Annotated in this window: 21 protein-coding genes, 1 pseudogene and 1 riboswitch; of the genes and pseudogenes, 12 read left to right on the forward strand and 10 right to left on the reverse strand. The window is 58.3% G+C overall.

Annotation, left to right across the window (positions count from 1 at the left end; genetic code table 11):
- Positions 1-109 precede the first annotated feature (109 nt).
- Genes bioB through FIU92_RS18690 form a run of 6 tightly spaced genes read left to right on the forward strand, consistent with a single transcriptional unit; the run spans position 110 to position 5,426 of the window.
- Positions 110-1,027 carry a biotin synthase BioB gene (gene bioB, locus FIU92_RS18665; RefSeq protein ID WP_253282607.1) on the forward strand — a complete coding sequence of 306 codons (918 nt, stop codon included), beginning with the start codon at positions 110-112 and terminating at the stop codon, positions 1,025-1,027.
- Positions 1,024-2,157, forward strand: a complete 1,134-nt coding sequence (locus FIU92_RS18670; protein ID WP_152460225.1) for an 8-amino-7-oxononanoate synthase — start codon at positions 1,024-1,026, stop codon at positions 2,155-2,157. Before bioB ends, FIU92_RS18670 begins: the two co-directional genes overlap by 4 nt.
- Positions 2,154-2,774: a dethiobiotin synthase gene (gene bioD, locus FIU92_RS18675; RefSeq protein WP_152460226.1), complete on the forward strand. Its 621-nt coding sequence runs from the start codon at positions 2,154-2,156 to the stop codon at positions 2,772-2,774. The genes FIU92_RS18670 and bioD overlap by 4 nt, the downstream gene beginning before the upstream one ends.
- Positions 2,771-4,057, forward strand: a complete 1,287-nt coding sequence (bioA, locus tag FIU92_RS18680; protein WP_152460227.1) for an adenosylmethionine--8-amino-7-oxononanoate transaminase — start codon at positions 2,771-2,773, stop codon at positions 4,055-4,057. The genes bioD and bioA overlap by 4 nt, the downstream gene beginning before the upstream one ends.
- A complete protein-coding gene (locus FIU92_RS18685) occupies positions 4,054-4,674 on the forward strand; it encodes a DUF452 family protein (protein WP_152460228.1) in 621 nt (206 codons plus the stop codon). Before bioA ends, FIU92_RS18685 begins: the two co-directional genes overlap by 4 nt.
- Complete coding sequence (locus FIU92_RS18690) at positions 4,671-5,426, forward strand: methyltransferase (protein ID WP_152460229.1); 756 nt, start codon at positions 4,671-4,673, stop codon at positions 5,424-5,426. Before FIU92_RS18685 ends, FIU92_RS18690 begins: the two co-directional genes overlap by 4 nt.
- 4 nt (positions 5,427-5,430) lie before the next feature.
- Here FIU92_RS18690 and FIU92_RS18695 read toward each other — a convergent pair whose 3' ends face one another.
- Complete coding sequence (locus FIU92_RS18695; protein ID WP_152460230.1) at positions 5,431-6,204, reverse strand: DeoR/GlpR family DNA-binding transcription regulator; 774 nt, start codon at positions 6,202-6,204, stop codon at positions 5,431-5,433.
- A gap of 217 nt (positions 6,205-6,421) precedes the next feature.
- Between FIU92_RS18695 and FIU92_RS18700 the strand changes: the two genes are divergently transcribed.
- The 6 genes from FIU92_RS18700 (at position 6,422) to FIU92_RS18725 (ending at position 14,833) form a co-directional block, all read left to right on the forward strand.
- Positions 6,422-7,366 (forward strand): ABC transporter substrate-binding protein, encoded by a 945-nt coding sequence (locus FIU92_RS18700; protein WP_152460231.1) that lies wholly within the window; start codon positions 6,422-6,424, stop codon positions 7,364-7,366.
- Positions 7,367-7,440: 74 nt separating this feature from the next.
- Positions 7,441-8,463 carry a glycine betaine/L-proline ABC transporter ATP-binding protein gene (locus FIU92_RS18705; RefSeq protein ID WP_152460232.1) on the forward strand — a complete coding sequence of 341 codons (1,023 nt, stop codon included), beginning with the start codon at positions 7,441-7,443 and terminating at the stop codon, positions 8,461-8,463.
- Entirely contained in the window at positions 8,460-10,451 is a 1,992-nt protein-coding gene (locus FIU92_RS18710) for a proline/glycine betaine ABC transporter permease (protein ID WP_152460233.1), read from the forward strand. The genes FIU92_RS18705 and FIU92_RS18710 overlap by 4 nt, the downstream gene beginning before the upstream one ends.
- Before the next feature lies 1 nt (position 10,452).
- On the forward strand, positions 10,453-11,334 hold the full coding sequence (locus tag FIU92_RS18715) for a phosphotransferase (RefSeq protein WP_152460234.1): 882 nt from the start codon (positions 10,453-10,455) through the stop codon (positions 11,332-11,334).
- An 8-nt stretch (positions 11,335-11,342) separates the two neighbouring features.
- Positions 11,343-13,787 (forward strand): FAD-dependent oxidoreductase, encoded by a 2,445-nt coding sequence (locus FIU92_RS18720; protein WP_152460235.1) that lies wholly within the window; start codon positions 11,343-11,345, stop codon positions 13,785-13,787.
- Positions 13,788-14,053: 266 nt separating this feature from the next.
- Positions 14,054-14,833, forward strand: coding sequence for an inositol monophosphatase family protein (locus FIU92_RS18725; RefSeq protein WP_152460236.1), 780 nt, complete (start codon positions 14,054-14,056; stop codon positions 14,831-14,833).
- A gap of 23 nt (positions 14,834-14,856) precedes the next feature.
- Here the strand turns inward: FIU92_RS18725 and FIU92_RS18730 are convergent, their stop codons facing one another.
- From FIU92_RS18730 to FIU92_RS18765, 9 genes and pseudogenes are all read right to left on the reverse strand, one after another.
- Positions 14,857-15,867, reverse strand: coding sequence for an iron ABC transporter permease (locus tag FIU92_RS18730; protein ID WP_152460237.1), 1,011 nt, complete (start codon positions 15,865-15,867; stop codon positions 14,857-14,859).
- A 1-nt stretch (position 15,868) separates the two neighbouring features.
- Positions 15,869-16,819 carry an ABC transporter substrate-binding protein gene (locus FIU92_RS18735; protein ID WP_371419763.1) on the reverse strand — a complete coding sequence of 317 codons (951 nt, stop codon included), beginning with the start codon at positions 16,817-16,819 and terminating at the stop codon, positions 15,869-15,871.
- Positions 16,820-16,832: 13 nt separating this feature from the next.
- On the reverse strand, positions 16,833-17,609 hold the full coding sequence (locus FIU92_RS18740) for an ABC transporter ATP-binding protein (protein WP_152460238.1): 777 nt from the start codon (positions 17,607-17,609) through the stop codon (positions 16,833-16,835).
- Positions 17,606-17,962: a DUF1636 domain-containing protein gene (locus FIU92_RS18745; protein ID WP_152460239.1), complete on the reverse strand. Its 357-nt coding sequence runs from the start codon at positions 17,960-17,962 to the stop codon at positions 17,606-17,608. The genes FIU92_RS18740 and FIU92_RS18745 overlap by 4 nt, the downstream gene beginning before the upstream one ends.
- Before the next feature lie 97 nt (positions 17,963-18,059).
- Positions 18,060-18,257, reverse strand: a riboswitch (cobalamin riboswitch).
- On the reverse strand, positions 18,251-18,940 hold the full coding sequence (locus FIU92_RS18750) for a D-lyxose/D-mannose family sugar isomerase (RefSeq protein ID WP_371419764.1): 690 nt from the start codon (positions 18,938-18,940) through the stop codon (positions 18,251-18,253). It overlaps the preceding riboswitch by 7 nt.
- A 95-nt stretch (positions 18,941-19,035) precedes the next feature.
- Positions 19,036-19,962: a carbohydrate kinase gene (locus tag FIU92_RS18755; protein WP_152460240.1), complete on the reverse strand. Its 927-nt coding sequence runs from the start codon at positions 19,960-19,962 to the stop codon at positions 19,036-19,038.
- A 30-nt stretch (positions 19,963-19,992) separates the two neighbouring features.
- Positions 19,993-21,051 carry an ROK family protein gene (locus tag FIU92_RS23040; RefSeq protein WP_254441684.1) on the reverse strand — a complete coding sequence of 353 codons (1,059 nt, stop codon included), beginning with the start codon at positions 21,049-21,051 and terminating at the stop codon, positions 19,993-19,995.
- A pseudogene (locus tag FIU92_RS23045) lies at positions 21,028-22,329 on the reverse strand (GH1 family beta-glucosidase); the annotation flags it as partial. The gene FIU92_RS23040 and the pseudogene FIU92_RS23045, both read right to left, overlap by 24 nt.
- Positions 22,326-23,363, reverse strand: a complete 1,038-nt coding sequence (locus tag FIU92_RS18765; protein ID WP_152460242.1) for a LacI family DNA-binding transcriptional regulator — start codon at positions 23,361-23,363, stop codon at positions 22,326-22,328. The gene FIU92_RS18765 and the pseudogene FIU92_RS23045, both read right to left, overlap by 4 nt.
- Between the last annotated feature and the right edge of the window lie 60 nt (positions 23,364-23,423).

The following is a 23,423-nucleotide window of genomic DNA, read 5'->3' on the forward strand; positions in this document are numbered from 1 at the left end:
TAATAAATCCACGGCAACGCAAGCTGCAGGAAGTTTTATAGATAAAATGATCATCCCTCATTCCGGCTGGACCCGAAAGTCTGCGCAAGCTGTTCATGACCTCCCGTTGATGGACCTTCTGTTCCGGGCACAGACCGTGCACCGCGAGAACTTTGATCCGAACAAGATCCAGACCTCTAAGCTGCTGTCGATCAAAACCGGCGGGTGCGCCGAGGATTGCGCCTATTGCTCGCAATCGGCCCGCAACGGATCCACCCTGCCTGCATCGAAGCTGATCGAGGTTCAGCGTGTACTGGCCGAGGCCAAAAAGGCCCGCGACGGTGGCGCGACCCGGTTCTGCATGGGGGCCGCCTGGCGCGAGCCCAAGCCGCGCGATATGCCTGCCCTGATTGCCATGGTGGAAGGCGTCAAGGCGATGGGCATGGAAACCTGCATGACGCTGGGCATGCTGGATGACACCCAGGTGGTTCAACTGCGCGATGCCGGGTTGGACTATTACAACCACAATATCGACACGTCCGAACGCTATTATTCCGAAGTGATCACCACCCGTACTTTCGCGGACCGGATCGACACGATGAACCGGGTGCAGGAAGCCGGAATCAAGGTCTGCTCGGGTGGTATTCTGGGGATGGGTGAACACACTGGTGACCGTATCGATATGTTGCTGACTTTGGCCAACATGACCCCGCCGCCAGATTCGGTGCCGATCAACATGCTGATGCCACAGGCTGATACCCCGCTGGCTGATGCGGAACCTGTTGATCCAATCGACTTTGTGCGGATCATCGCAACCGCTCGCATCCTGATGCCTAAAGCCTATGTTCGGTTGTCCGCCGGGCGCAGCGACATGAGCGACGAGATGCAGGCGATGTGCTTCTTCGCCGGAGCAAATTCCATCTTTGTCGGTGAAACTCTTTTGACGGCGGAAAACCCCGAAGAAGACACCGACTCGATCCTGTTTGCAAAACTTGGCCTTCAGGCCGAAACGGCTGAAGACCATAAGCGCACGGAAGCCGCCGAATGAAAGCAGTCGAACGACTGGAATCCATGCTGGGTGCGCTGGAAGCCAGGCACCGCCGCCGGGTTTTGATCCCGGCGCGCGGGCTGGATTTTGCGTCCAACGACTATTTGGGCTTGGCCGGGTCAAGCCTGTTGCAAGAGGCCGCACAGGCGGCGCTGGCCCGCGGCGTGCCCGTAGGCTCGGGCGGCTCGCGGCTGCTGCGGGGAAATCACCCAGAGCATGAGGCGCTGGAACACGAAGCAGCTGCGTTCTTTGGGGCCGAGGCCGCATTGTTCATGGGGGGAGGGTTTCAGGCCAATCAGGCAATCTTTTCCACCCTTCCGGCTGCCGAGGATCTGGTTTTGTATGACGAACTGGTTCACGCCAGCGCCCATGAGGGGATGCGCACCAGCCGAGCGGACCTGCGCGCTTTTCGTCACAACGACGTCGCGGATGCGCGCAACGTTCTGACCGAATGGCGATCCGCTGGTGGGTCGGGTCAGGTGTGGGTCGCCGTTGAAAGCGTCTATTCCATGGAGGGCGATCTGGCTCCGCTGGAAGATTTGTCATGTTTGGCGCGTGAAGCCCAAGCTGTTCTGATCGTGGATGAGGCGCACGCCACCGGCGTTTTCGGGGCAAATGGCAAAGGTTTGGCGCATGATCTGAACGCTGACCTTCTGACCCTGCACACCTGCGGCAAGGGGCTTGGAGTTTCCGGCGGGCTGATCTGTGGCCCGCGGGCGATGATCGATACCCTGATCAACCGCGCACGGCCCTTTATCTTTGCAACGGCGCCGTCCCCTCTGAATGCTGCGCTGGTACGGGCTGTCCTGCGTGAATTGGCCGGGAATGACGATTTGGTCACTGCTGCACGCAAACGTCTGCGCCATGCACATGAGGCGGCCCGCGAAACAGGGTTGCCTGACGCGGCCTTGAACAGCCAGATCATTCCCGTCGTTCTTGGGGACGAGGTCCGCACGATGGCGATGGCACAGGCATTGCAACATCAGGGGTTCGACATTCGCGGCATTCGCCCGCCCACCGTTCCAAAAGGTACATCCCGTCTGCGCGTCTCGATCACCGGGAATGTCAGTCCTGAGGACATTTCGGCCCTGTTTGCAACCATCTCCAGCCATCAGTCGGAGGCCGCATGAGCGCTCTGGTCATTGTCGGAACCGACACGGGCGTCGGAAAAACAGTTTTTTCGGCTGGCCTGACGGCGGCCCTGAACGCCACTTACTGGAAGCCGGTTCAATCGGGGCTCGAGGATGCGACGGACACGGAAACCGTCTGCACCTTGTCCGGTGTGGACGTGTTGCCCGAGGCGTATCGCCTGAACATGCCTGCCTCACCCCATCTTTCTGCCGAGGATATGGGCATAGAGATCGATCTGTCCCGGCTCGCGCTGCCGCAAGTTGACGGGCCGCTGGTTGTGGAAGGGGCAGGGGGGCTGATGGTGCCTCTGAACCGCAAATCCTACTATCTGGATCTGATTGCCCAATGGCAGGCCCCGGTCGTTCTGGTCGCACGCACGGCGTTGGGAACGATCAACCACACCACGTTGTCCTTGATGGCGCTTCGAAGCGCTGGGTGCGAGGTGGTCGGCGTTGCCTTTGTCGGAGATCCGGAGCCCGACGTGGAACAAACCATCGTCGAAATGAGCAAGGTGCGACACCTCGGACGTCTGCCTTATCTTGGCGACCTGACGCAGCAGGGTTTGTCAGATGCCTTCTCGTCCATAGACGTGGCGACCATACGGAGGTTTCTGTGACCCCGCTGGAGTTTGACGCCCGCCACCTTTGGCATCCCTATACCAACGTGGCCGATCCCGGTGCGATGCATCTCATCGACCGGGCCGAGGGCGTGTATCTTTACCGGGAGGACGGCGCAAAGATGATAGACGCCATGTCGTCATGGTGGTGCGCCATTCACGGCCACAAGCATCCCGAAATTACGTCCGCCATGCAGTCCCAGCTGGAAAAGATGCCTCATGTGATGTTCGGGGGGCTGACACACCATCCGGCCATTGATCTGGGGCGCAGGATGGTCGACATGTTGCCCGAGGGGCTGGATCGCATTTTCTATTGCGACAGTGGGTCTGTTTCGGTCGAAGTGTCGATGAAGATGGCGGTGCAGTATCAAATGGCCCATGGCCGCATCCGCAAATTCGAATTTGCCACAATTCGGGGCGGCTATCACGGTGACACGTGGAAAGCGATGAGCGTCTGTGACCCAGTGACGGGTATGCACGGGCTGTTCCGAGGGGCTTTGTCGATCCAGCACTTCCTGCCGCGTCCCCAAGTTCGGTTGGGGGATGACTGGCCCGAAGATCCGGCGCTGAACGGATTAGAGGCGCTGGAGCGACTGTTGGCCGACAAGGGCGATCACCTCGCGGCCCTGATCCTTGAGCCCGTGGTTCAAGGTGCCGGGGGCATGTATTTCTATCATCCCCAATGGCTGCGCGCGGCACGCGCCATGTGCGATGCCCATGACGTGCTGATCATTTTTGACGAGATCGCAACCGGATTTGGCCGAACCGGCAAGCTGTTCGCCACCGATCATGCGGGCATAACCCCGGATATAATGTGTCTGGGCAAGGCATTGACCGGGGGGCATATCTCGTTTGCTGCTACCGTGACCAGCAAGCAGGTGGCGTATGGCATTGGCAACAGTGAGGCCGGAGTGTTCATGCACGGCCCGACCTATATGGCCAACCCTCTGGCCTGTGCCGCTGGTTCGGCCAGCCTCAGACTGCTGGCCGAGGGGGACTGGCAGCGCCAGGTGGCCGATATCGAAGACCAGATGCGGACCGAACTGGAGCCAGCGCGCAGTTTGCCGGGCGTTGCAGATGTCAGGGTTCTTGGCGCTATTGGCGTTATCGAAATGAAGGAAACGGTTGATCCTTCGGTTGCTCATCGGCTGGCCCCTGAAACCGGAGTGTGGCTGCGCCCCTTTGCGCGAAACATCTATTGTATGCCGCCTTACATTGTTTCACCTGATGAGCTCGGCCGGATCACCAGCGCGATGGTCGCTTTAGCCGGGGGGCAGCAATGAAACACCAGTGGCTGGCGCAATCGGATGACAGCAAGCTGACACTGGTCTTCGGGGGGTGGGCGCTGGGTGCTGCCCCGTTCCGCGGGCTGACCGGAGGCGGATCTGTTCTGCTGGTGGATGACTATACCCGGCTCGATGATCCCTTGCCCGATCTGGCCGGGTTTGACCGCGTCGAAATGCTTGCGTTTTCCTTCGGTGTCGCATCCGCGGCCCATTGGCTGGCCAGCACAGGGTTTCGCCCTGACCGGCTGGTTGCCGTCAGCGGTACGTTGCATCCTGCCTGCGCAGACCGGGGCATCGCGCCCGATATTGTCCGGGCCACGGCGGATCAGCTGTCATCGGCAAGTTTCGTCAAGTTTTGCCGACGCGCCGGACTGTCTGCTGACATACCTGAACTGGACATCGAGCGGGCAAGAAAGGAACTTCACGCGGTCATCGAACGTGGCTCGGCGCCTGATCCCGGCTTTGATCGGGTTTGGATATCAGAGCGGGACCGGATCATTCCGACCAATGCTCAGAGGGCGGCCTGGGCCGCAACCCCGGATGTGGTCAAGGGCGTTGCCGCTCCGCACGTGCCATTTGAACCGGGCCAAAGCTGGGCGGAGTGGATGTCATGACGGCGCAATTGGCGGACAAGGTTCAGCGAAGCTTCAGCCGAAGCTTCCAGACTTACAACGATACAGCCAGCCAGCAGGCCTGGGTTGCTCGCAAGCTGGTTTCCGAGATGCGCCGGGTTGGCGCGCCGAACCGGTTTGATGTGGCCTTCGAGCTGGGATGCGGCACTGGCCATCTGACCCGGTTGCTGCGGCAGAACTTTGACCTTCCCGATCTTCACCTGAACGATATCGCGCCGCAGGCTCGGGCGACGGCAGATGCGGAAAATGCGGCCTTCATTGCCGGAGACGCCCGCCTGGTCGAATGGCCCGCAAAGCTGGATTTGGTCGCATCGGCCTCGATGATCCAATGGATGGAGGATCCGGCCGGTTTGCTGCAACAGGTTGCCGAGGCGCTTGAACCCGGAGGATGGCTGGCGATTTCCGGGTTCGGTCCATTGCAATATCAAGAGCTTGCGCAAATCGGATCGACAGCCCGTGCACCGGGCCTATTCCTGCCTGACACCTTTGCAACCGCCATAGATGGGCAGTTTAAGATTCTGACGGTTGGCCAAAGTGTTCGGCCATCCTATTTTGACACGCCCAGAGATGTACTGAAACATTTGCGCAGTACAGGGGTAAATGGCCGGGCTCAGGGTGCATGGACCCGGTCCACCTTGGCCCGGTTCGAAGCTGACTACGTTCAGAAGTTCGGAGCTGACGGCAGGGTTCCTCTGACTTACCACCCGGTGTGGGTCATTGCCGAAAAGCGTTAGGCGCTTATTCGGCGACGACAAGGTCGATTTCATTCGCCGATAGCATCTGGCAGATATCCTCGGGCGGGATCACATCGGTAAAGAACAGATTGATCTTGTCGGCAGGTTCCAATGTGACCGGCGCGCGCTTTCCCAGCTTTTCGCCATCGGCCACGACAATGCGGACCTGTGCGTTTTGAATGGCGACGCGGGCCAAGTTTGCTTCTTGCAGGTCGTGCAGCATAAAGCCCGGGTCCGCGTTGACCGCCCCGACTGAAAGAACGGCGAAACGGACGTTCAAACGTTTGATCAGGTCCTGAGCTTCAACGCCGAATGCGCCCCCATCGTGCGACCGCAGCTCGCCACCAGCCATGAACACCCGGTTGTTGTTTCGTGAAGCCAATGCCTGAGCGACAAAAACCGAGTTCGTCACGACAAAGAGATCGCTGTGGTTGCAAAGCGCCTGCGCCACATAAGCGGTAGTAGAGCCGATATCGAGGAAAACGGAGTCGCCGTTACTAATGACCTCGGCAACCGCCTTCGCCAGCTTCTCTTTCGCGTCAACCTTCTTGTCCAGGCGGCTTTGCAGCGACGGTTCCAGAATGTCTTCGAGAAGATGAACCCCGCCATGGACCTTGCGCACGATGCCGCGTTCTTCCAGATTGCGGACGTTTCGCCGAATGGTTTCCAGGCTGACCCCAAGTTCATTCGCCAGAACGCTTACCCGGCACGACCCGCCCGCGCGAAAAAGGGCGCGCAGGATTTCTTCTTCTCGTTGGTTTGTGGTTGGCAGGTTCATGTTTCGCGCTCTGATGGCATTGTCATAAGGGACGTTAAGCCATACCACAATACCCACATAAAGCAACGCTGCACGAGAGAAAGGCTTAAAAAACTTGCCTTGATCAGGAAAAAGTGTGGCTTTACGTGGTTTTTATTGACACAAAACCCCACGATGTGGTCGTCTGTACTCAATACCACCGATTCATCGAAAAAAATCACGACAGGGAGAAGGTGTTATGAATTGTAAAATGGGAATTTCCGCGCTGGCCATCATGGCCGCCGGAGCCGCAACAACTGCATGGGCTGTTGAGTCCACGGACCCAATCAAACTGACGCTGCACGACTGGTCGGGGCAGTTGATCAATACCAAGATCATGGGTTCGATCCTGGAAGAAGCCGGGTACAACGTTGAATATGTTCAGGCGGATTACATTGCTCAGTTCGCCGGTCTGAAAACGGGTGACCTGCATCTGGCAATGGAAATCTGGGAAACGACCGGACGCGAAGCGCTGGACGAGGCAACCGGCACCGGCAAGGTCGTCAATGTCGGCGAAACCGGCCTGATGGCGATCGAAGAATGGTGGTATCCCAGCTACATGAAGGAACGGTGCCCGGGATTGCCGAATTGGGAGGCGCTGAAAGACTGCGCCGAGGAATTCGCGACGGCGGAAACTGCTCCGAACGGGCGTTATGTCGGCGGCCCGGTGACCTGGGGCGGCTTCGATGACGAGCGTGTCGAAGCGCTTGAACTGGATTTCGAAGTCGTCCATGCGGGCACCGACGCGGCCCTGTTCGCAGAATTGGAATCCGCTTATCAAAGACAGGATCCAATTGTTCTGTGGGTCTACGTCCCGCATTGGGCGCCGGCGAAATACGAAGGCGAGTTTGTCGAGTTCCCGCCATTTACGCCAGAGTGTTACAGCGACCCTTCTGTCGGCGTGAACCCGAACATGGCCTATGATTGCGGCAAACCGCGTGGCCCGATCTGGAAAGCAGCCTGGTCTGGCCTGCAAGAAAAATGGCCGGGCGCTTATGACATCATCGAAGCCTACAAAATCAACAATGATGAAATGAGCGCCTTGGTTGGCAAGGCCGACCTGGACGGCGTGGAAATCGACAGCGTTGTTGCAGAGTGGATGGAGACCAACAAAGACCGCTGGTCTGGTTGGATCTCGAAGTAATCCACTGGCCAGAGCGGGCCTGTCGCTCTCTCGGACCGCTCTGGCCTTTTTCGCGAATGAACCGGACCACCCTGATGCCCCCCAAGACCAAACTGTCGTGCCGAAACGTCTGGAAGCTTTATGGCCCCAACGCAGATCGGTTGCTGCGGACAACCCCCGAACCTACGGCAGAAGAAATTCGCAAGGCAGGCGTGATCGGCGCAGTGCGCAACGCCAATATCGAGATCTCGGAAGGTGAGATTTTCGTCATCATGGGCCTGTCGGGGTCCGGCAAATCCACTCTGGTTCGGTGTTTGTCTCGGTTGATCGAACCAACCGCCGGAGAAGTTCTGTTCGACGATGCTGACCTCTTGCGTGCCAGCGAGAATGAGCTGATCGAAATCCGGCGTCACAAGATGGGCATGGTGTTCCAGCATTTCGCGTTGCTGCCGCATTTGACCGTTTTGCAGAATGTGATGTTTCCGTTGACGATTCAGGCCACACCCAAACCCGAAGCCGGCGCCAAGGCCCGCGAGGTGGTGGAACTGGTCGGTTTGAAAGGGCGCGAGGATTATTACCCGCGTGAGCTGTCCGGGGGCCAACAACAGCGCGTCGGCATCGCCCGTTCCTTGGTGACCGAGCCTGATCTATGGTTTCTGGACGAGCCGTTCTCGGCCCTCGATCCGCTGATCCGGCGCGAGATGCAGGATGAATTCCTTAGGTTGCAGGAGCGGTTGCACAAGACCATCGTTTTCATCACCCATGATTTCGAAGAGGCCGTTCGCCTGGCCGACCGCATCGCCATCATGAAGGACGGAGAGGTGATCCAGATCGCCACGCCGGAAGAGCTGGTGATGCACCCGGCCACAGACTATGTGGCTGAATTCACGAAACATATTCCCCGTTCAAAGGTCCTGACCGTCGGCGGTGTCATGACCTACGGCGCTGTGGGCGAGGGCGATCCGATCTCTCAATCCACACGCATCTCGGACGTGGCGGAACGGATTATCGCGGCAGATGCGCCGATCGCCGTCGTGGATGCAGAGGGCCAACCCGTCGGAGCGATTGACCGCAAGGCCGTTGCGCATGTGCTGTTCGGCGGCGGAGACACGGCATGATCCGCCTGACCCGCAGCCAGATGGCAATTCTGCTGCTTGTTCTGATCACCATCGTGCTTGGCTATTTCGGTCGTGATTTGAGCAAGGCGCTGGATGCGCGCTGGTTGACCAAGTTCCCTTCGGCCTGGGTGATCCCGTTCAAAACCTACATTTCCTCGGCGATGACATGGCTGATCGAGGATGCCGCCATCGGGCCGGTGTCCTTCACCGATGTCACCCGCGCCATCGCGTGGTTGATCGAGCAGCCCTACAATCTGGTATTGGCCCTGCTGGCCGACGGCTTTGTCAGCGGTCAGGGAAATGACGCGCAGGTCATCCTGCCTGCGATCAGCTGGATCGTGGTCATCACCGCCGTTGTCGCCTTGGGTCAATATTGCCGTGACTGGGGATTGGCCGCTCTGGTCGGGGCCTGCTTCGTCTATCTTGCAGTTTTCGGACAATGGGACAGCGCCATGGTGACGCTGGCCTCGGTCCTGATCGCGGTGCCGATTGGAGCGGGCGGCGGGTTGCTGTTGGGCATTCTCGCCTATCGCCATCCGCTTTTTGAAAAGATCATCTCACCAATCCTGGACCTGATGCAGACGATCCCGATCTTTGCCTATCTGGTGCCGATCCTGTTCATGTTTGGCTTTGGCCCGATCTCTGCCTTGGTCGCGACGATCATCTATGCGACCCCGCCGATGGTGCGGATCACAACGCTGGCGCTGAAAGGTGTGGATCCTGAGATTCTGGATTTCGGACGCATGGCGGGCACGACCCGGCGGCAGTTGATGTGGCGTGTGCTTGTGCCCTCGGCCAGCCACAGCCTGATGGTGGGCGTCAATCAGGTGATCATGCTGACCCTGAACATGGTCATCATCGCCTCGATGATCGGGGCTGGGGGGCTGGGCTTTGACGTCCTCGCCGCGCTCCGCCGTCTGGACATTGGGGCAGGGTTCGAAGCCGGCATCGCCATCGTGGTACTGGCCATCGCCGTCGACCGTCTGAGCCAGGCCTTTGCCGAACGGATGGGGCAGGTGCATCATGAGGTCCCCGGCTCGTGGATCGCGCGTCATCGGCGGACGGTTCTGGTTGTGGTCCTGATGCTGCTGACCTGGGTGCTGGGACAGTTCTCGCCTCTGTTGCTGGAATATCCTGAAAGTCAGACCATTACCACCGGCGCGTTCTGGGACAACACGGTCGAATACCTGAACGTCAACTATTTCGACACGTTCGAGGCCATCAAGGTTTTCTTCCTGACCTGGTTCATGATCCCGATCAAAACTGTTCTGCTGGGCATCCCGTGGCCATGGGCCATCGCGATGCTGTTCCTGTTGGGCTGGCACGCAGGCGGTTGGCGGCTGGCGTTGCTGTGTGGCGGAATGGCCTCGCTGATACTTGTGTCGGGCCTGTGGTCAAAGGCGATGGTGACAGTGTATCTGTGCGGCGCATCTGTCATTCTGGCGACGCTGATCGGGGTGCCTCTGGGTGTTCTGGCGGCACTGAACAAACGCGCTGGAACGGCCATCAACCTGCTGATCGACACGCTGCAAACCCTGCCCAGCTTTGTTTATCTGATCCCTGTCGTCATGCTGTTCCGGGTCGGCGATTTCACCGCCCTGATTGCCATCGTTCTCTATGCGCTGGCCCCGGCGGTCCGTTATGCCGCCCATGGTGTGCGCTCGGTAAGTGAGGAACTGATCGAGGCGGGTCTGGTTTCGGGCTGCACCCGCAAACAACTGCTGCGCCATATCCGCCTGCCGATGGCGTTGCCTGAAATCCTGCTGGGCGTCAATCAGACGATCATGCTGGCGCTGTCGATGCTGGTGATCACCGCCCTCGTCGGCACCCGCGATCTGGGGCAGGAGGTCTATATCGCCCTGACCAAGGCCGATACCGGCCGCGGTCTGGTGGCCGGCCTGTCGATTGCCTTCATCGCCATCATCGCTGATCGGTTGATCAATGCCAGTGCCCGCCAGGCCCGCATCCGCTTTGGACTGGAGAGTTGATATGAGCCATCCCGACCTGATGACCCGCATCCGCGCTCTGCCGATCTGGCAGGGAGAGATCGAGGCCACTCCGCTGACCGGTGGCATCACCAATGTGAACTACAAGGTCACGGACGGCAGCGGGTCTTATGTGGTTCGTGTGGGCGACGACATCCCCCTGCATCAGGTGATGCGGTTCAATGAGCTGGCCGCCAGCAAAGCAGCCAATGCGGCGGGTCTGTCGCCTGCCGTGCTGCATTCCTCGGGCGATTTGACAGTGCTGGAATTCATCGAAAGCCGCACATTGACGGAAGAAGATGTACGCCACCCGAACATGCTGCCCCGAGTTCTGGAATTGGTGAAGGCCTGTCATGTCGAAGTGCCGAAACACCTGCGCGGGCCGTCGCTGGTATTCTGGGTGTTCCATGTCATCCAGGACTATGCCGCAACGCTAACCGAAAATGACAGCGCCCATGCAAAGCTGATCCCCGATCTGATAGACGCAGGCACGCTGCTGGAACGTGAGGCAAGGCCGTATGACATCGTGTTCGGCCATAACGACCTGCTCTGCGGCAATTTTCTGGACGACGGCAACCGCCTTTGGCTGATCGATTTCGACTATGCCGGGTTCAATTCTCCGCTGTTCGATCTGGGCGGGCTGGCGTCGAACAATGGCCTGTCGTCTGAACAGGAAGACTGGGTGTTGGAGAGCTATTTTGAAGCCCCGGTCACCGACGATCTGCGCCACCGCTATGCGGCGATGAAATGTGCCTCGCTGCTGCGGGAAACCATGTGGAGCATGGTGTCCGAGATCACCTCGGATATCGACTTTGATTACGCAGCCTACACAGCTGAAAACCTGGCGCGGTTCCGCGCGGCCCTTACCGATTTCAAAAATACCTGAGGACAGACATGACCGACCTTCCGACAACAGCCAAAGCCGTCATTATCGGTGGCGGGATCATCGGCTGCTCGACCGCGTATCACCTGGCCAAGCTGGGCTGGACGGATACGGTGCTGCTGGAGCGCAAGAAGCTGACCTCGGGCACCACCTTCCACGCCGCGGGTCTGGTGGGGCAGTTGCGTTCGAACGCCAATATCACGCAATTGCTGGGTTATTCCGTCGATCTGTACAACAAGATCGAAGAGGAAACAGGGCTTGGCACTGGCTGGAAGATGAACGGCGGCTTGCGTCTGGCCTGCAACGAAGAGCGCTGGACCGAGGTGAAACGCCAGGCCACTACGGCGCATTCCTTTGGTCTGGACATGCAGCTTCTGACCCCATCCGAGGCGCAGCAGCTTTGGCCCTTGATGGATGTCTCTGACGTGATCGGCGCGGCTTATCTGCCGACAGACGGTCAGGCGAACCCGTCAGATATCACGCAGGCATTGGCCAAGGGCGCCCGCATGGCCGGGGCGAAGATATTCGAAGATACCAAAGTCACCGATATCGAAATCGAAGATGGCAAAATTCGTGCGGTAATCACCGAGCAAGGTCGGATCGAGTGTGAAAAGGTGATCTGCTGCGCCGGGCAATGGTCCCGCACCTTTGCCAGCCGCTTTGGCGTCAACGTTCCTCTGGTTCCGATGGAGCACCAGTACATGGTGACTGAACCTTTCGACGTGCCCGGCAATCTGCCCACTCTGCGCGATCCCGACCGGCTGACCTACTACAAGGAAGAAGTCGGAGGTCTGGTCATGGGCGGCTATGAGCCGAACCCGATCCCCTGGGCCACCAAGGGGATTCCGCAAGGTTTCCACTATACCCTTCTCGACAGCAACTTCGATCATTTCGAACAGCTTATGGAACTTGCGCTGGGTCGCGTGCCCGCGCTGGAAAACGCCGGCGTCAAGACGCTGACCAACGGGCCGGAAAGCTTCACGCCCGACGGCAATTTCATCATCGGCGAAGCGCCCGAGTTGAGGAATTTCTTCGTCGGTGCGGGCTTCAATGCCTTTGGCATCGCGGCTGGCGGTGGTGCGGGCATGGCGCTGGCAGAATGGGTGCACAAGGGTGAGCCGCCCTTCGATTTGTGGTCTGCCGATATCCGCCGCTTTGGCCGCCCGCATTTCGACACCGACTGGGTTCGCACCCGTACCGTCGAGGCATATGGCAAACACTACACAATGGGTTGGCCGCATGAGGAACATGACTCGGGCCGCCCCTGCCGAAAATCGCCGCTTTATGACACGCTGAAAAAGCAGGGCGCTTGTTTTGGCGAGAAACTGGGCTGGGAACGCCCCAACTGGTACGCGGACGCGTCAAAGGGCGAGGTGCCCAAGGATGAATACAGCTTTGGCCGCCAGAACTGGTTTGATGCCGTCGGGCGGGAACATAAAGCGGCACGTGAAGCGGCTGTGTTGTTCGATCAGACCTCTTTCGCCAAATTCGCCCTCAAGGGCCCCGATGCTTTGGCAGCGATGAACTGGATCTGCGCCAATGATGTGGACAAGCCGGTTGGCGCGCTTGTCTATACCCAAATGCTGAACGACAAGGGCGGGATCGAGTGTGACCTGACCGTTGGGCGCGTGGCCCATGATGAGTTCTATATCGTCACCGGCACCGGCTATGCCACCCATGACTTCGACTGGATCAACCGCAGCATTCCCGAGGGCATGAATTGCCAGCTTTTCGATATCACCTCATCGAATGCGGTTCTGTCATTGATGGGGCCAAAATCACGTGAGATTCTGGCGCCGGTGACGCGCGATGACGTCTCGAACAGCGGGTTCAAGTTTGGCACGATCCGCACCATCGGCATCGCCGGGTGCCCGGTTAAGGCGCTGCGCGTGACTTATGTGGGTGAACTGGGCTGGGAACTGCACCTGCCGGTGGAATATGCACAGACCGTGTATGACGCCTTGATGGAGGCAGGGCGCCCGCATGGATTGATCAATGCGGGCTACAGGGCGATTGAATCGCTGCGTCTTGAAAAAGGCTATCGCGCCTGGGGCTCGGATATCGGGCCGGATCATACGCCGTTCGAAAGCGGCTTGGGCTGGGCCGTGAAACTCCGGAAAAATATTGATTTCAAAGGGCGCGCCGCCTCTGAGGCGCAAAAAACCGGCGGCGTAAAGAAGATGCTGGCATGTTTCACGGTTGACCCCGAGGTTGTTCTTCTGGGGCGTGAAACAATCTATCGGAATGGCGAAAGGGTCGGATGGCTGACTTCGGGCGGCTATGGTTACACCGTCGAAAAGTCGATCGGCTACGGTTACATCCGAAACGCCAACGGTGTCGACGCACAATACGTCACATCAGGGACATATGAATTGGATGTCGCCACTCAGAGGGTTCCTTGCGAAGTGACGCTGCAACCGCTTTACGACCCGCAGATGAGCCGGGTGAAGACCTGACCCGAGGGTGCAAGAGCAGATCTACCGACACACGCACGGCGATCGGAACACATGGGGAAAGCATGCAAACAGGGCAAATCCGCCCCGAGTGTCCGAATGTTCGTCGAATCTGACGGATTTCGATCCATAAGCCATTGATAAAGTTTCAGTATTGTCACACCTCATGCCCATCTGAAAACTGAACTGCAAGACTTCTCATTCAGCTTTCAGGGCAAACAACCTTTCATCCGTCGGAGATTGGATGACTTCAGCCGAAAGGACCGGAAATGGTAACCCCAGATGCGTTGACTGAGCATGCGATGAAGATTGCTGATATTACCTCGGAGTCCGCGATGCGGTTTTTTCGGGGGTCTTTGGGCATTGAATTCAAACAGGATGAAAGCCCGGTGACGCAGGCCGACAAGGCAGTTGAGGCAGAAGTACGCTCTTACCTGAAACAGCATTTTCCCGGACACGGCATCTTTGGCGAAGAGCACGGGCAAGAAGCAGGCGACGGGCTTCATATGTGGGTGATTGACCCGATTGACGGAACCCGTTCGTTTCTGTCCGGCCATCCTTTGTTCGGGTTCCTTTTGGCGCACCTTGTGGATGGGCGCCCTCGGTTGGGCCTAGTCGGAATGCCGGCCTTACATGAGACCTATTTGGGTGTGGTCGGTGACGGCGCCAGCCTGAACGGGCAACCGATAGAGGTGTCGAACACCACGCGTCTGGATCAATCGGTTTTGTACGTGAATGAAGGCGACAAAATTTATCGCGATCATCCTGACCTGTTCAGCCGGCTGATGAATGCAGGGCAGACGCGCCGATTTGCCTATGATTGTTATCCCCATGCCTTGCTTGCTTCGGGCCATGTCGATGCTGTGGTGGATTACGATCTGCAACCTTATGACTATCTGGCGCTCTCACCTCTGATCACGGCTGCTGGCGGAGTGATGACCGATTGGCACGGGCATGCGTTAACCCTCGATTCAGATGGCGCGGTCGTTTCCGCCGCAACCCCTGAACTGCATGCTGAACTGCTTGACCTCATCAATGTCGAAAAATGACAGTGTTGCGCAACCTTGGAAAACTATCTCCCGCGATCAGATTTGAACAAATACAAAAAGACAAAAAGTGATCCTATCGACGTTGTGACGATTCCCACGGGCAACTCCTGCGGAGCCAGAAGAAGGCGTGACAAGATATCGGACAATGTCAGCAGAATCGCGCCCACGATCGCCGAGACGATCAACAGGTTTCGGTGCAGAGTTCCGGCGATGCCGCGTGCAATATGAGGCACCATCAGCCCGACAAAGCCGATGACACCGGCAACGGAAACGAAACTGGCGGTCGCCAATGCGGCAACGAAAAACATGCTGAACCGCAGTCCTTGAACGGGAATACCCAGTGACGAGGCTGTGAAATCCCCGGTCAGCAGCGCGTCAAGCCACCGGCTGCGGTAAAGTGAATAGCTCAGGATCAGGCCCAGTCCGATCAGGACAAGCGGGAATGTTTCCCATCTTGCCAGTCCCAGGCCGCCAAGCATCCAGAATATCACCGAATGAGCAGCGCGATTGTCGCCAGAGAAAATCAGGTAGTTGGTGATCGCGGAAAACAGAAAGGACACCGCCAGGCCAGCCAGGATCAGTTTTTCGGGTGCGCTTGTACGCAAGCCCTGAACCAGCGCCAGAACAATGCCGGAGGCGATCAGACCACCGCAAAATGCTGCCAACGGTAACGTCCAGATTCCCAGAACATCACCCGTGACGGTGATCACCAGAACGGCGCCGGCAGCAGCACCCGAGGACAGACCGAACAGAAACGGATCTGCCAGGTCGTTTCGCGTCGTTGTTTGCAAAACGACACCAACGACGCCCAGTCCCGCACCAATCACGGCGGCAAACAAGGCACGGGGCAGGCGAAGGTCGAAGACGATCCGGTGCAAGGGCGACATGTCTCCTTCCACCAGACCGGTTCCGAGGCCGATGGCCGAAAAAACTTCGCGTATGGGGATTGGGGTGGTCCCGTAGACGATCGACAACAGCAAAAGGGCGGTCAGAACAACCGCCCCCAGCACTATCAAACGGCCCAATCGGACCATATCAGTTGGTCTCCGGGTGCATCGCCTTCGCCATCTTCTCGATCGCCTCGATATTTGCCGGGCCGGGCGTCAGTTCCTCGTAACGCAGGCCAATCCAGCGCTCGTTCTTTACCGCGTCCGTTTGTGACATCACCGGGTGATCCTTGAGGAACTGAAAGGTGTCCTCTGCGCCGTTGCCGGACTGATAATCGAGCAGCACCAGAAATTCCGGGTTGGCCGCTGCCACGGCCTCCCACGACGTGCGGCCCCAGCTGGTATCCAGATCATGCGTCACGTTCGCGCCACCCGCCGCTGTGATCATCGCATCGGGAATGGCGAACTTGCCGGCGGTGAATGGAGCATCGGCCGGTCCGTCCAACAGGAATACGCGGGGCTTTGCCAGATCGGCTGTTTTTGCTTCGATGGCTGACAATTTGTCTTTCCAGCCGGCAACCAGCGCCTCGGCCTTGTCTTCGACATGCATGACCTTGCCCAGACGCAGAACGTCATCAAACAACAGGTTCATGCTGGCCTCGGGGCGATCCTTGTCCAGATGCACGCAGCTTTCGGTCAGGATCATGGTCTTGATACCAAAAGGTTCCAGTGTGTCGGGCGTGACGTCACCGCCGGGTTTCATGCCATAGTACCAACCGGCAAAAAACAGATCGGGTTCGACGGCCACAAGGTTTTCAATGGTCGGGTATTTGGGGGCAAGCTCTGGGATATCGCCACGCTGAGCATCAAAATCAGGGCTTGTTTTGTACCAGCCGGTAATTCCGGTAAGCCCCACGATCTTGTCCTGAAGGCCGAGCGCAAAGGCCATATCCGCCATGTTCATGTCATGTACGACCAGGCGTTCCGGCGCCGAGTCAAAAACCAGCGGTTCACCGCAATTGTCCACGGTGACGGCTTCCGCTGCCGCGCCACCTGCCAAGCCAGCGAAAACAACCACCGGCCAAAGTTTCTGCATCATATTTAAGTTCCTGTTATTGTGACAATTTCCGTTTTCGGATATCCAGTGCGGGGATCATGCGGCCTTCGTGCTGAAAGCACAGATAATCCACGCCGAATGTCTCACGTACCCGGTCTGGGGTCAGAACTTCGACAACAGGCCCGAACCCCGTCAGACGCGTGGCTTTCATCAGCGCCACATGGGTGGCGAATTCCGGGATCATGACCAGATCATGGACGATCATGACGACCGTTACCCCCAGATCAGCAACCAGAGACAGCATGTGCCCCTTGGCATCGGGGTCCAGATGGTTGGTTGGCTCGTCTAGAAACAGCAAGGACGGGTTCTGGGCCAACGCGCGCGCGATATGTGCGCGCTGACGTTCTCCGCCGGACAGTTGACCCATCGTTTTGTTGGCAAAATGCGACAGCTCGGTCGTCGTCAGAACCCGTTCCAGATCAGCCTTGTGCTGAGCCATCGAACGTTCGCCCTGAATCGGGATTTGCCCCAGCGCAACATAGTCTTGCAGGCGCATCCGCCCGTCAGGCATTTCCTGCTGCCCGACCACAGCAATGGAGCGGGCACGTTGGCGGGCGGACAGGGTCCGAAGGCTTTGGCCTTCTATCCAAACATCACCCAAGATAACCCGTTCGATCCCGCACAGCAGTTTCAGCAGAGTGGTCTTGCCGGCGCCGTTCGGCCCGGCGATTGCCAGAATTGATCCTTCTTCCAGGCGAAAGGACACATCCTGCAACAGGACATCGCCATTGAGCGCGTAGTACTCCAAATTCTCTGCAACCAGAAAGCTCATGATACCCCCCCGGACGGCAATGCGGGTATGCGCGACAAGGTCTTTGCGAAAAGGGCAGGGGGGCGGTCCGAGGCGCTGGTCCAGCCATCGTCACTGTCGCCGAACTGGGTCGCGAATTCGACCAGGGCGGACAGGTCGTGTGATGTCGTGATATCGCCAAACAGGTACTGCGCTTTTCCCGGGGCCTGAAATCCGACGGTCATGGCCCGTTCACAACCTGCCATGCACGCCACCATTCGGGTTTCAAAACCGTCAGGCAACCGGGCATTCAGCACGTCTTGCGCGGCCTCGGCAGACATCGCCCCCTGACATGTTGAACAGATCAGAACGTAGTGATCAGAATAGCAGGTCATAGCCATCTCCGTCGTTTGCCAGACGCAGACAGAGGGCACATACCCAGATATTACGCAAACGCGCCATCAAGCCTCCTTCCGAGACGCCCCGCCTCGGGTTGGTTTATAGTGCGATGGCAGGTCTCCTGACTTGCGGGTCGTTGCTTGGCCGACCTTCCCAACCCATGCGGGTCAGTGGTGAAGTGGCGTCGCTCACCGCTTACAGTTGCGGGGGCAGTCACGGACTTGGCACATTCCAGCGCCGCACCGTGTTCCCATTTTCATCCCTTACGGAACCATCCCGCTCAGCTAGTCCGGCAATGCCAGACTTGTCAAGCGGCAGACGAACGCGTTGGTAGATGGAATTGCAATAGCCGCGCCAGCTGTCCTGCTGCGCCAGCCCGGACCGAACGGTGTCAATAGTCTGGTACAAGAAGGAAATCCGGCTCGAGAATCTTTCTCGACCTTTGAAAACCGTGGAATTGGCTTTTCAAACCCAATGTCGGTGCGGTCGTTATTCACGGTCGATACCTCGCCAATAAGGCAATCGCCGCGCTCGGCCCAAAAAGCGTGCCAGATGCCGGGCATCAGAGTTACGCTTTGCCTCGGCTTCAGCCGCACGTACTCTTGGGGTTGCAAGGTTACAGGGCAGGCATCGCTGGGGACCGTCACCGGGTTGTCGCGGTCGACGCCACCGTTTGGATCCGACGCATGAATTTCCAGAACGAGATCGCCGCCGCCCCGGTTGATGATGTCTTCTGCCTTGATAATATGCCGGTGCAACGGAGAAAGCTGATTGTCTTTCGAGATCAACAGTTTTCTGCACAGAGCATCCCACGCCCGGATTTCAGATCCTTCGTCTAAACCAGTGCGTAGAGTGAACGGGAATAGGTAATGTTCGTCGAAATGGCCTTGTGCGTAATCGGTAATATCCCAGCCCGCGGCTGCGGATCGTTTTGGCCAGAGGGCTGCGCATTTTCTCGGGCGACCAATCCGCAAAGGGTGGCAACACGGCGCCGAAGGATTGAATGAACGCCTGTGCCTAGGGCTTGATGTGGTTGATTTCGGATCGTTTCATCATACCATCCCGCAGATCACAGTTCGTGCGACCAAGGGGGCTCCGCCCCGGCTCGGGAAACGGTCACGGCCGCGACGTCAGCGCCCAGTTCCATGGCTGCTTGCAGGCTTTCAACCGTCAATCCGCGCAGACCTGACTTGGTCAGATGCCCTGCGCGGCTGAGCTCGGTCAGAACGCCGGCGTTGAACGTGTCACCTGCGCCGATCGTATCGACCACTTCAACGGGTTTCACAGGAACCGAGACTTCGGAACCATCCGCCAGGTAACCGTGCGCCCCGTCACTGCCACGCGTGACGATGACAACGGAAGGACCCGCCTGCAACAGCACAGACGCTTTTGCGGATTCGGATTCAGCGCCCGGAATGATCCAGTCCAGGTCCTCGTCTGAAACCTTGACGATATCCGCACGCGAGATCATGCGGTTCAAACGCGTCCGAAATCGGGTTTGATCCTTGATGAAATCCGGGCGGATATTCGGGTCCAGCATCACTGCCCGGTTGGAACCGTGGCGGTCCAGAAGGGCGGCATATGCATCTGCGCAAGGTTCACACGCAAGGCTGATTCCACCGAGATACAGGGCAGAGACGGCTGGAAGCTGATCGGGCATGTCTTCGGGCAGCAACATCCTGCCTGCGGTGTTTTCATCAACAAAGCTGTAAGACGCGTGTCCATCCGAGAGCTGCACAAAGGCAAGCGTGGTGGGACGGTCCGAGGTGATCACATGTGTCGTGTCCACATGGCTCGCTTTCAGCGCATCGATCAATTGCTGGCCGAACATGTCCGATGACAAACCTGTCAGCATCCCAACCGGAACACCCAGACGTCCCATCGCGACGGCTGTGTTCAGAACTGCACCACCAGTATGTGGCACAAAGCCCAGTGCACCCGATGCGGTCGGTTCTGAAATCATATCTATCAGCGCTTCACCACAGCACAGGATCATGTCTTGGTCCTTTTAGGTAAGAAACTTCGGTTAGTCTGGTTGCTGTCTCAGCGCGTTCTTGCAGAAGTTGTTTGCGCCGATGATCCCGAACTCTGCCTGTTCAGACACGTAAAGGTTCAGGGAGCGGCGCAAATCGCTGAAGCGGCCGCCGCCGTTGAACGCATCCTTGAAGTTGTCACTGAATAGCCAGCGGTTTTTCTCGGCAACGCCGCCGACGAGGAAAACGCCCCCCTCCGGCATCAAGGTGACCGCCAGATCACCCATCAAAGCACCCAGATGGGTGGTAAAAATCTGCGCGGCTTTTTCGGCGACCAGATCGGTGCCGTTACGGGCATCGTTCAGAATGTCCTTTGCAGAGCGCGCCTGAGTTCGCGCTTGACCGGCTGCCAATTCAACTGCCTGATACAGGATCGGCAGGCCGGTTCCGCTTAGGAACATTTCTGCTTCCAGCGCTAGGCTGTCCCCAAAGAAACAGCCCGGTGCGATGCGACGTGCCGCCTCAAAGATATCAACTTCGTCGCGATGGCGCGGGTACAGGCCCACGTGCCCGCCTTCGCCGGAAACCGTGTGATACCTGCCTTCGGAATATAGCAACGCACCAACGCCAAGCCCGGTTCCGGGCCCTACAACCAGCCGTGTGCCTGCGGGCGGCGTTGCCTGACCCTGCAAGACCGCAACATCCGACCGGGTCACCTCGGCCACCGACCACGCCGCAGCGGTGAAATCATTTATGACAAAGGTGCGCTCTGCTCCTGTTGCTTTCGCCAACTCGGTTTCCGAAAGATCCAGGTTTGCGTTTGTCAGCTGAATCGTTCCGTCCCTGACCGGCCCGGCTCCGGCTGCTACGACGGCCTGTGGGTTGGTTCCGATTTCGTCCCTAAGGTCATGGAACGCCTCCAGCAGATCTTCCAATGTACCTGTCGGGTGTTTCCGAAGGTCTGCCAACTCTCCGTTCGTGACGACGCCCAGACGTGTGTTCGTACCGCCGATATCCGCGACCAGATTCCAATGCTCATGCACGGCACCGAATGGTTGCGCTAACGGCTGAGAGACGCTCTGACCCCCGGACAGGGCGGATTTCAGCGCCATGAAAGACGCTTTGGGCGTTCTCGCAAGTGTTTCGAAATCCACGTCCACCAGTCCAAACCTCTTCTCGTACCCGAAGGCCCATTCATAATTGTCCAGCAGCGACCAGACAAAATAGCCATTCACCGGAACACCTTGTGCCAAAGCGTCCAGCACGGCCGCAAGGTGCTTGTCGAGATAATCGATACGATCATCGTCCTGCACGCGCTCCTCACTCGCCATACCGTTTTCGGTGATATAGATTGGCAACGCGCCCGTATAGTCTTTCCTTGTTCTGACAAGAAAGCGGGTAAGGGCAGAGGGATCGATTTCCCATCCCATCTGCGTTTTGGGTAACGGTCCGGGAACCTCTTGCAGGCTGGGCCAGGCGGCGTCCGCCGGGGCAATCAATTTTCGGGTATAGTAGTTCAACCCGCACCAATCGACCTGTGTGCCGATGGTTTCAAAGTCGTTCTGCCAGCCCTTGGGCAAGTGCGGCTCCAACCCCTCCAGGGCTGTTTGGGGATATTCCTTGTTGAAAACACCGCCAAGGAAGAATCGGTTGTAGATCGCATCGTAGCGATCTGCCGCAAGCCGCGCTTCCGCGCTGTCATCTGCTGGCTCGGACCATTCGAGGTTGAACACAGCACCCAGATTGCCCATCCCAAGACTGCGCATGGCCTGAATCGCCCGCCCGTGGGCCAACAAAACGTGATGCATTGCTCGGGCCGCGGCGCGGATATCGCGCAGACCGGGCGCATGGTGGCCTTCAAAATGGCTAAGCCAACTGACACACCAGGGTTCGTTGATCGGCGCGGCACTGAACATCCGGTCTCCGATCCGACCCATGATGACCTGCGTATAATCCGCGAACCAATCCGCGATATCGCGATTGCACCATCCGCCCTGATCCGCAAGCGCTGACGGCAGTTCCCAATGATAAAGCGTCACGCAGGGGCGGATACCGCGTTCCAGCAGGGCGTCCGCCAATCGGTCATAATAGTCCAGCCCGGTCTGATTGACCTGACTACGCCCGTCCGGCAGAACGCGTGCCCAGCTGGTCGAAAAACGATAACAGTCAAACCCGGCCTCGCGCACCAGATCGAAATCCTGCTCGAACCGGTTCAGGTGATCGCAGGCGACGTCTCCGTTTTCCCCGCGCACCACGTTGCCCGGCGACGCCGCAAAGGTATCCCAATGAGTTCGCCCCGCCCCGCCCTGCGCGTGTCCTTCAATCTGGTACGCAGAGGTGGCAACACCAAAGAGAAAATCTTTGGGAAAATCAGCGCGTGCGTGTTTCATAGTTGCACCCTGTTGGGCGCAGGGCCGGTTGACCTGCCCACGACCAGCTCGGCCTCCAGCAGCCTGGTTTTGACGGGATCATTCGGGGATTTGATGCGCTGGATCAACATGTCAGCCGCCATTTCACCCGCCTGACGGACGGATGAGCGTGTTGCCGTGAAAATCGGAACATCCTGCCCGTTCTTCAAATAGGACAGGTCGTCGTCATGGGCGATCACTGACACATCCGTACCCATCTCAAGCCCGTTTTCGGACAGCGCACGCCGTACGCCGATGGCAGAGATCATCGATGAACACAAAATAGCGGTCGGGGGGGACTCCAGGCGCAACATGTTCTGCGTTTCGTGATGGCCGTAAACCTCTGTCATTTCAGCGCTGCGCATCAGATCGGCATCGGGCGCAAGCCCGGCCTGACTAAGCGCCTCAAGATATCCGTCGCGGCGGCGTTGGGCAAAATCCATATCTTCCAGACCGTTGATCAGAGCGATACGGCGATGGCCAAGGTCAATCAGAAAGCGTGTGGCGCGCATGAACGAACTTTTGTTGTTGACGTCGATCCAGTCATATTGAGCGTCGACGCCGGTCGAGCGTCCGTGCACGATGAATGGGACGCCCATGCGGGTCAGGACTTCGATCCGTGGTTCGTTCACTTTGGGGCCTTGCAGCACGACTCCGTCCACCGCGCCGCGCTGAAAGAGGCTCCGATACGCCTCTTCAATCGAAGTGTCGTCGGCGTTGGTGAACATCATGTCATAGCCATGTTCAGCGTATTTCTTTGCGGCACCGGCGACGAAATCCCCGAAGATCGGGTTGACCATTTCATGTTGGGACGAGCTGGGAATGACGTGGCCGATCACCATCGATCGTCCTGTCGCAAGCCCTTTGGCGCGACTGTTCGGCCGGTACCCGTGTTTGCGCGCCGCGGCTTGAACGCGCGCACGTGTGTCCTCGCTCACTTCGGGGTACCCGTTCAGCGCCCGGCTGACCGTAGTTTGCGAAAGGCCCAGAACTTCCGAGAGCTGCTTCAGGTTCATATTACGATTCAAAGCGCCTTCAATTGAGTGGCTCTTTTTTGTTTTGTGAGCAAATACGGC

This window comes from Ruegeria sp. THAF33, from assembly GCF_009363615.1.
Classification (GTDB): Bacteria; Pseudomonadota; Alphaproteobacteria; order Rhodobacterales; family Rhodobacteraceae; genus Ruegeria.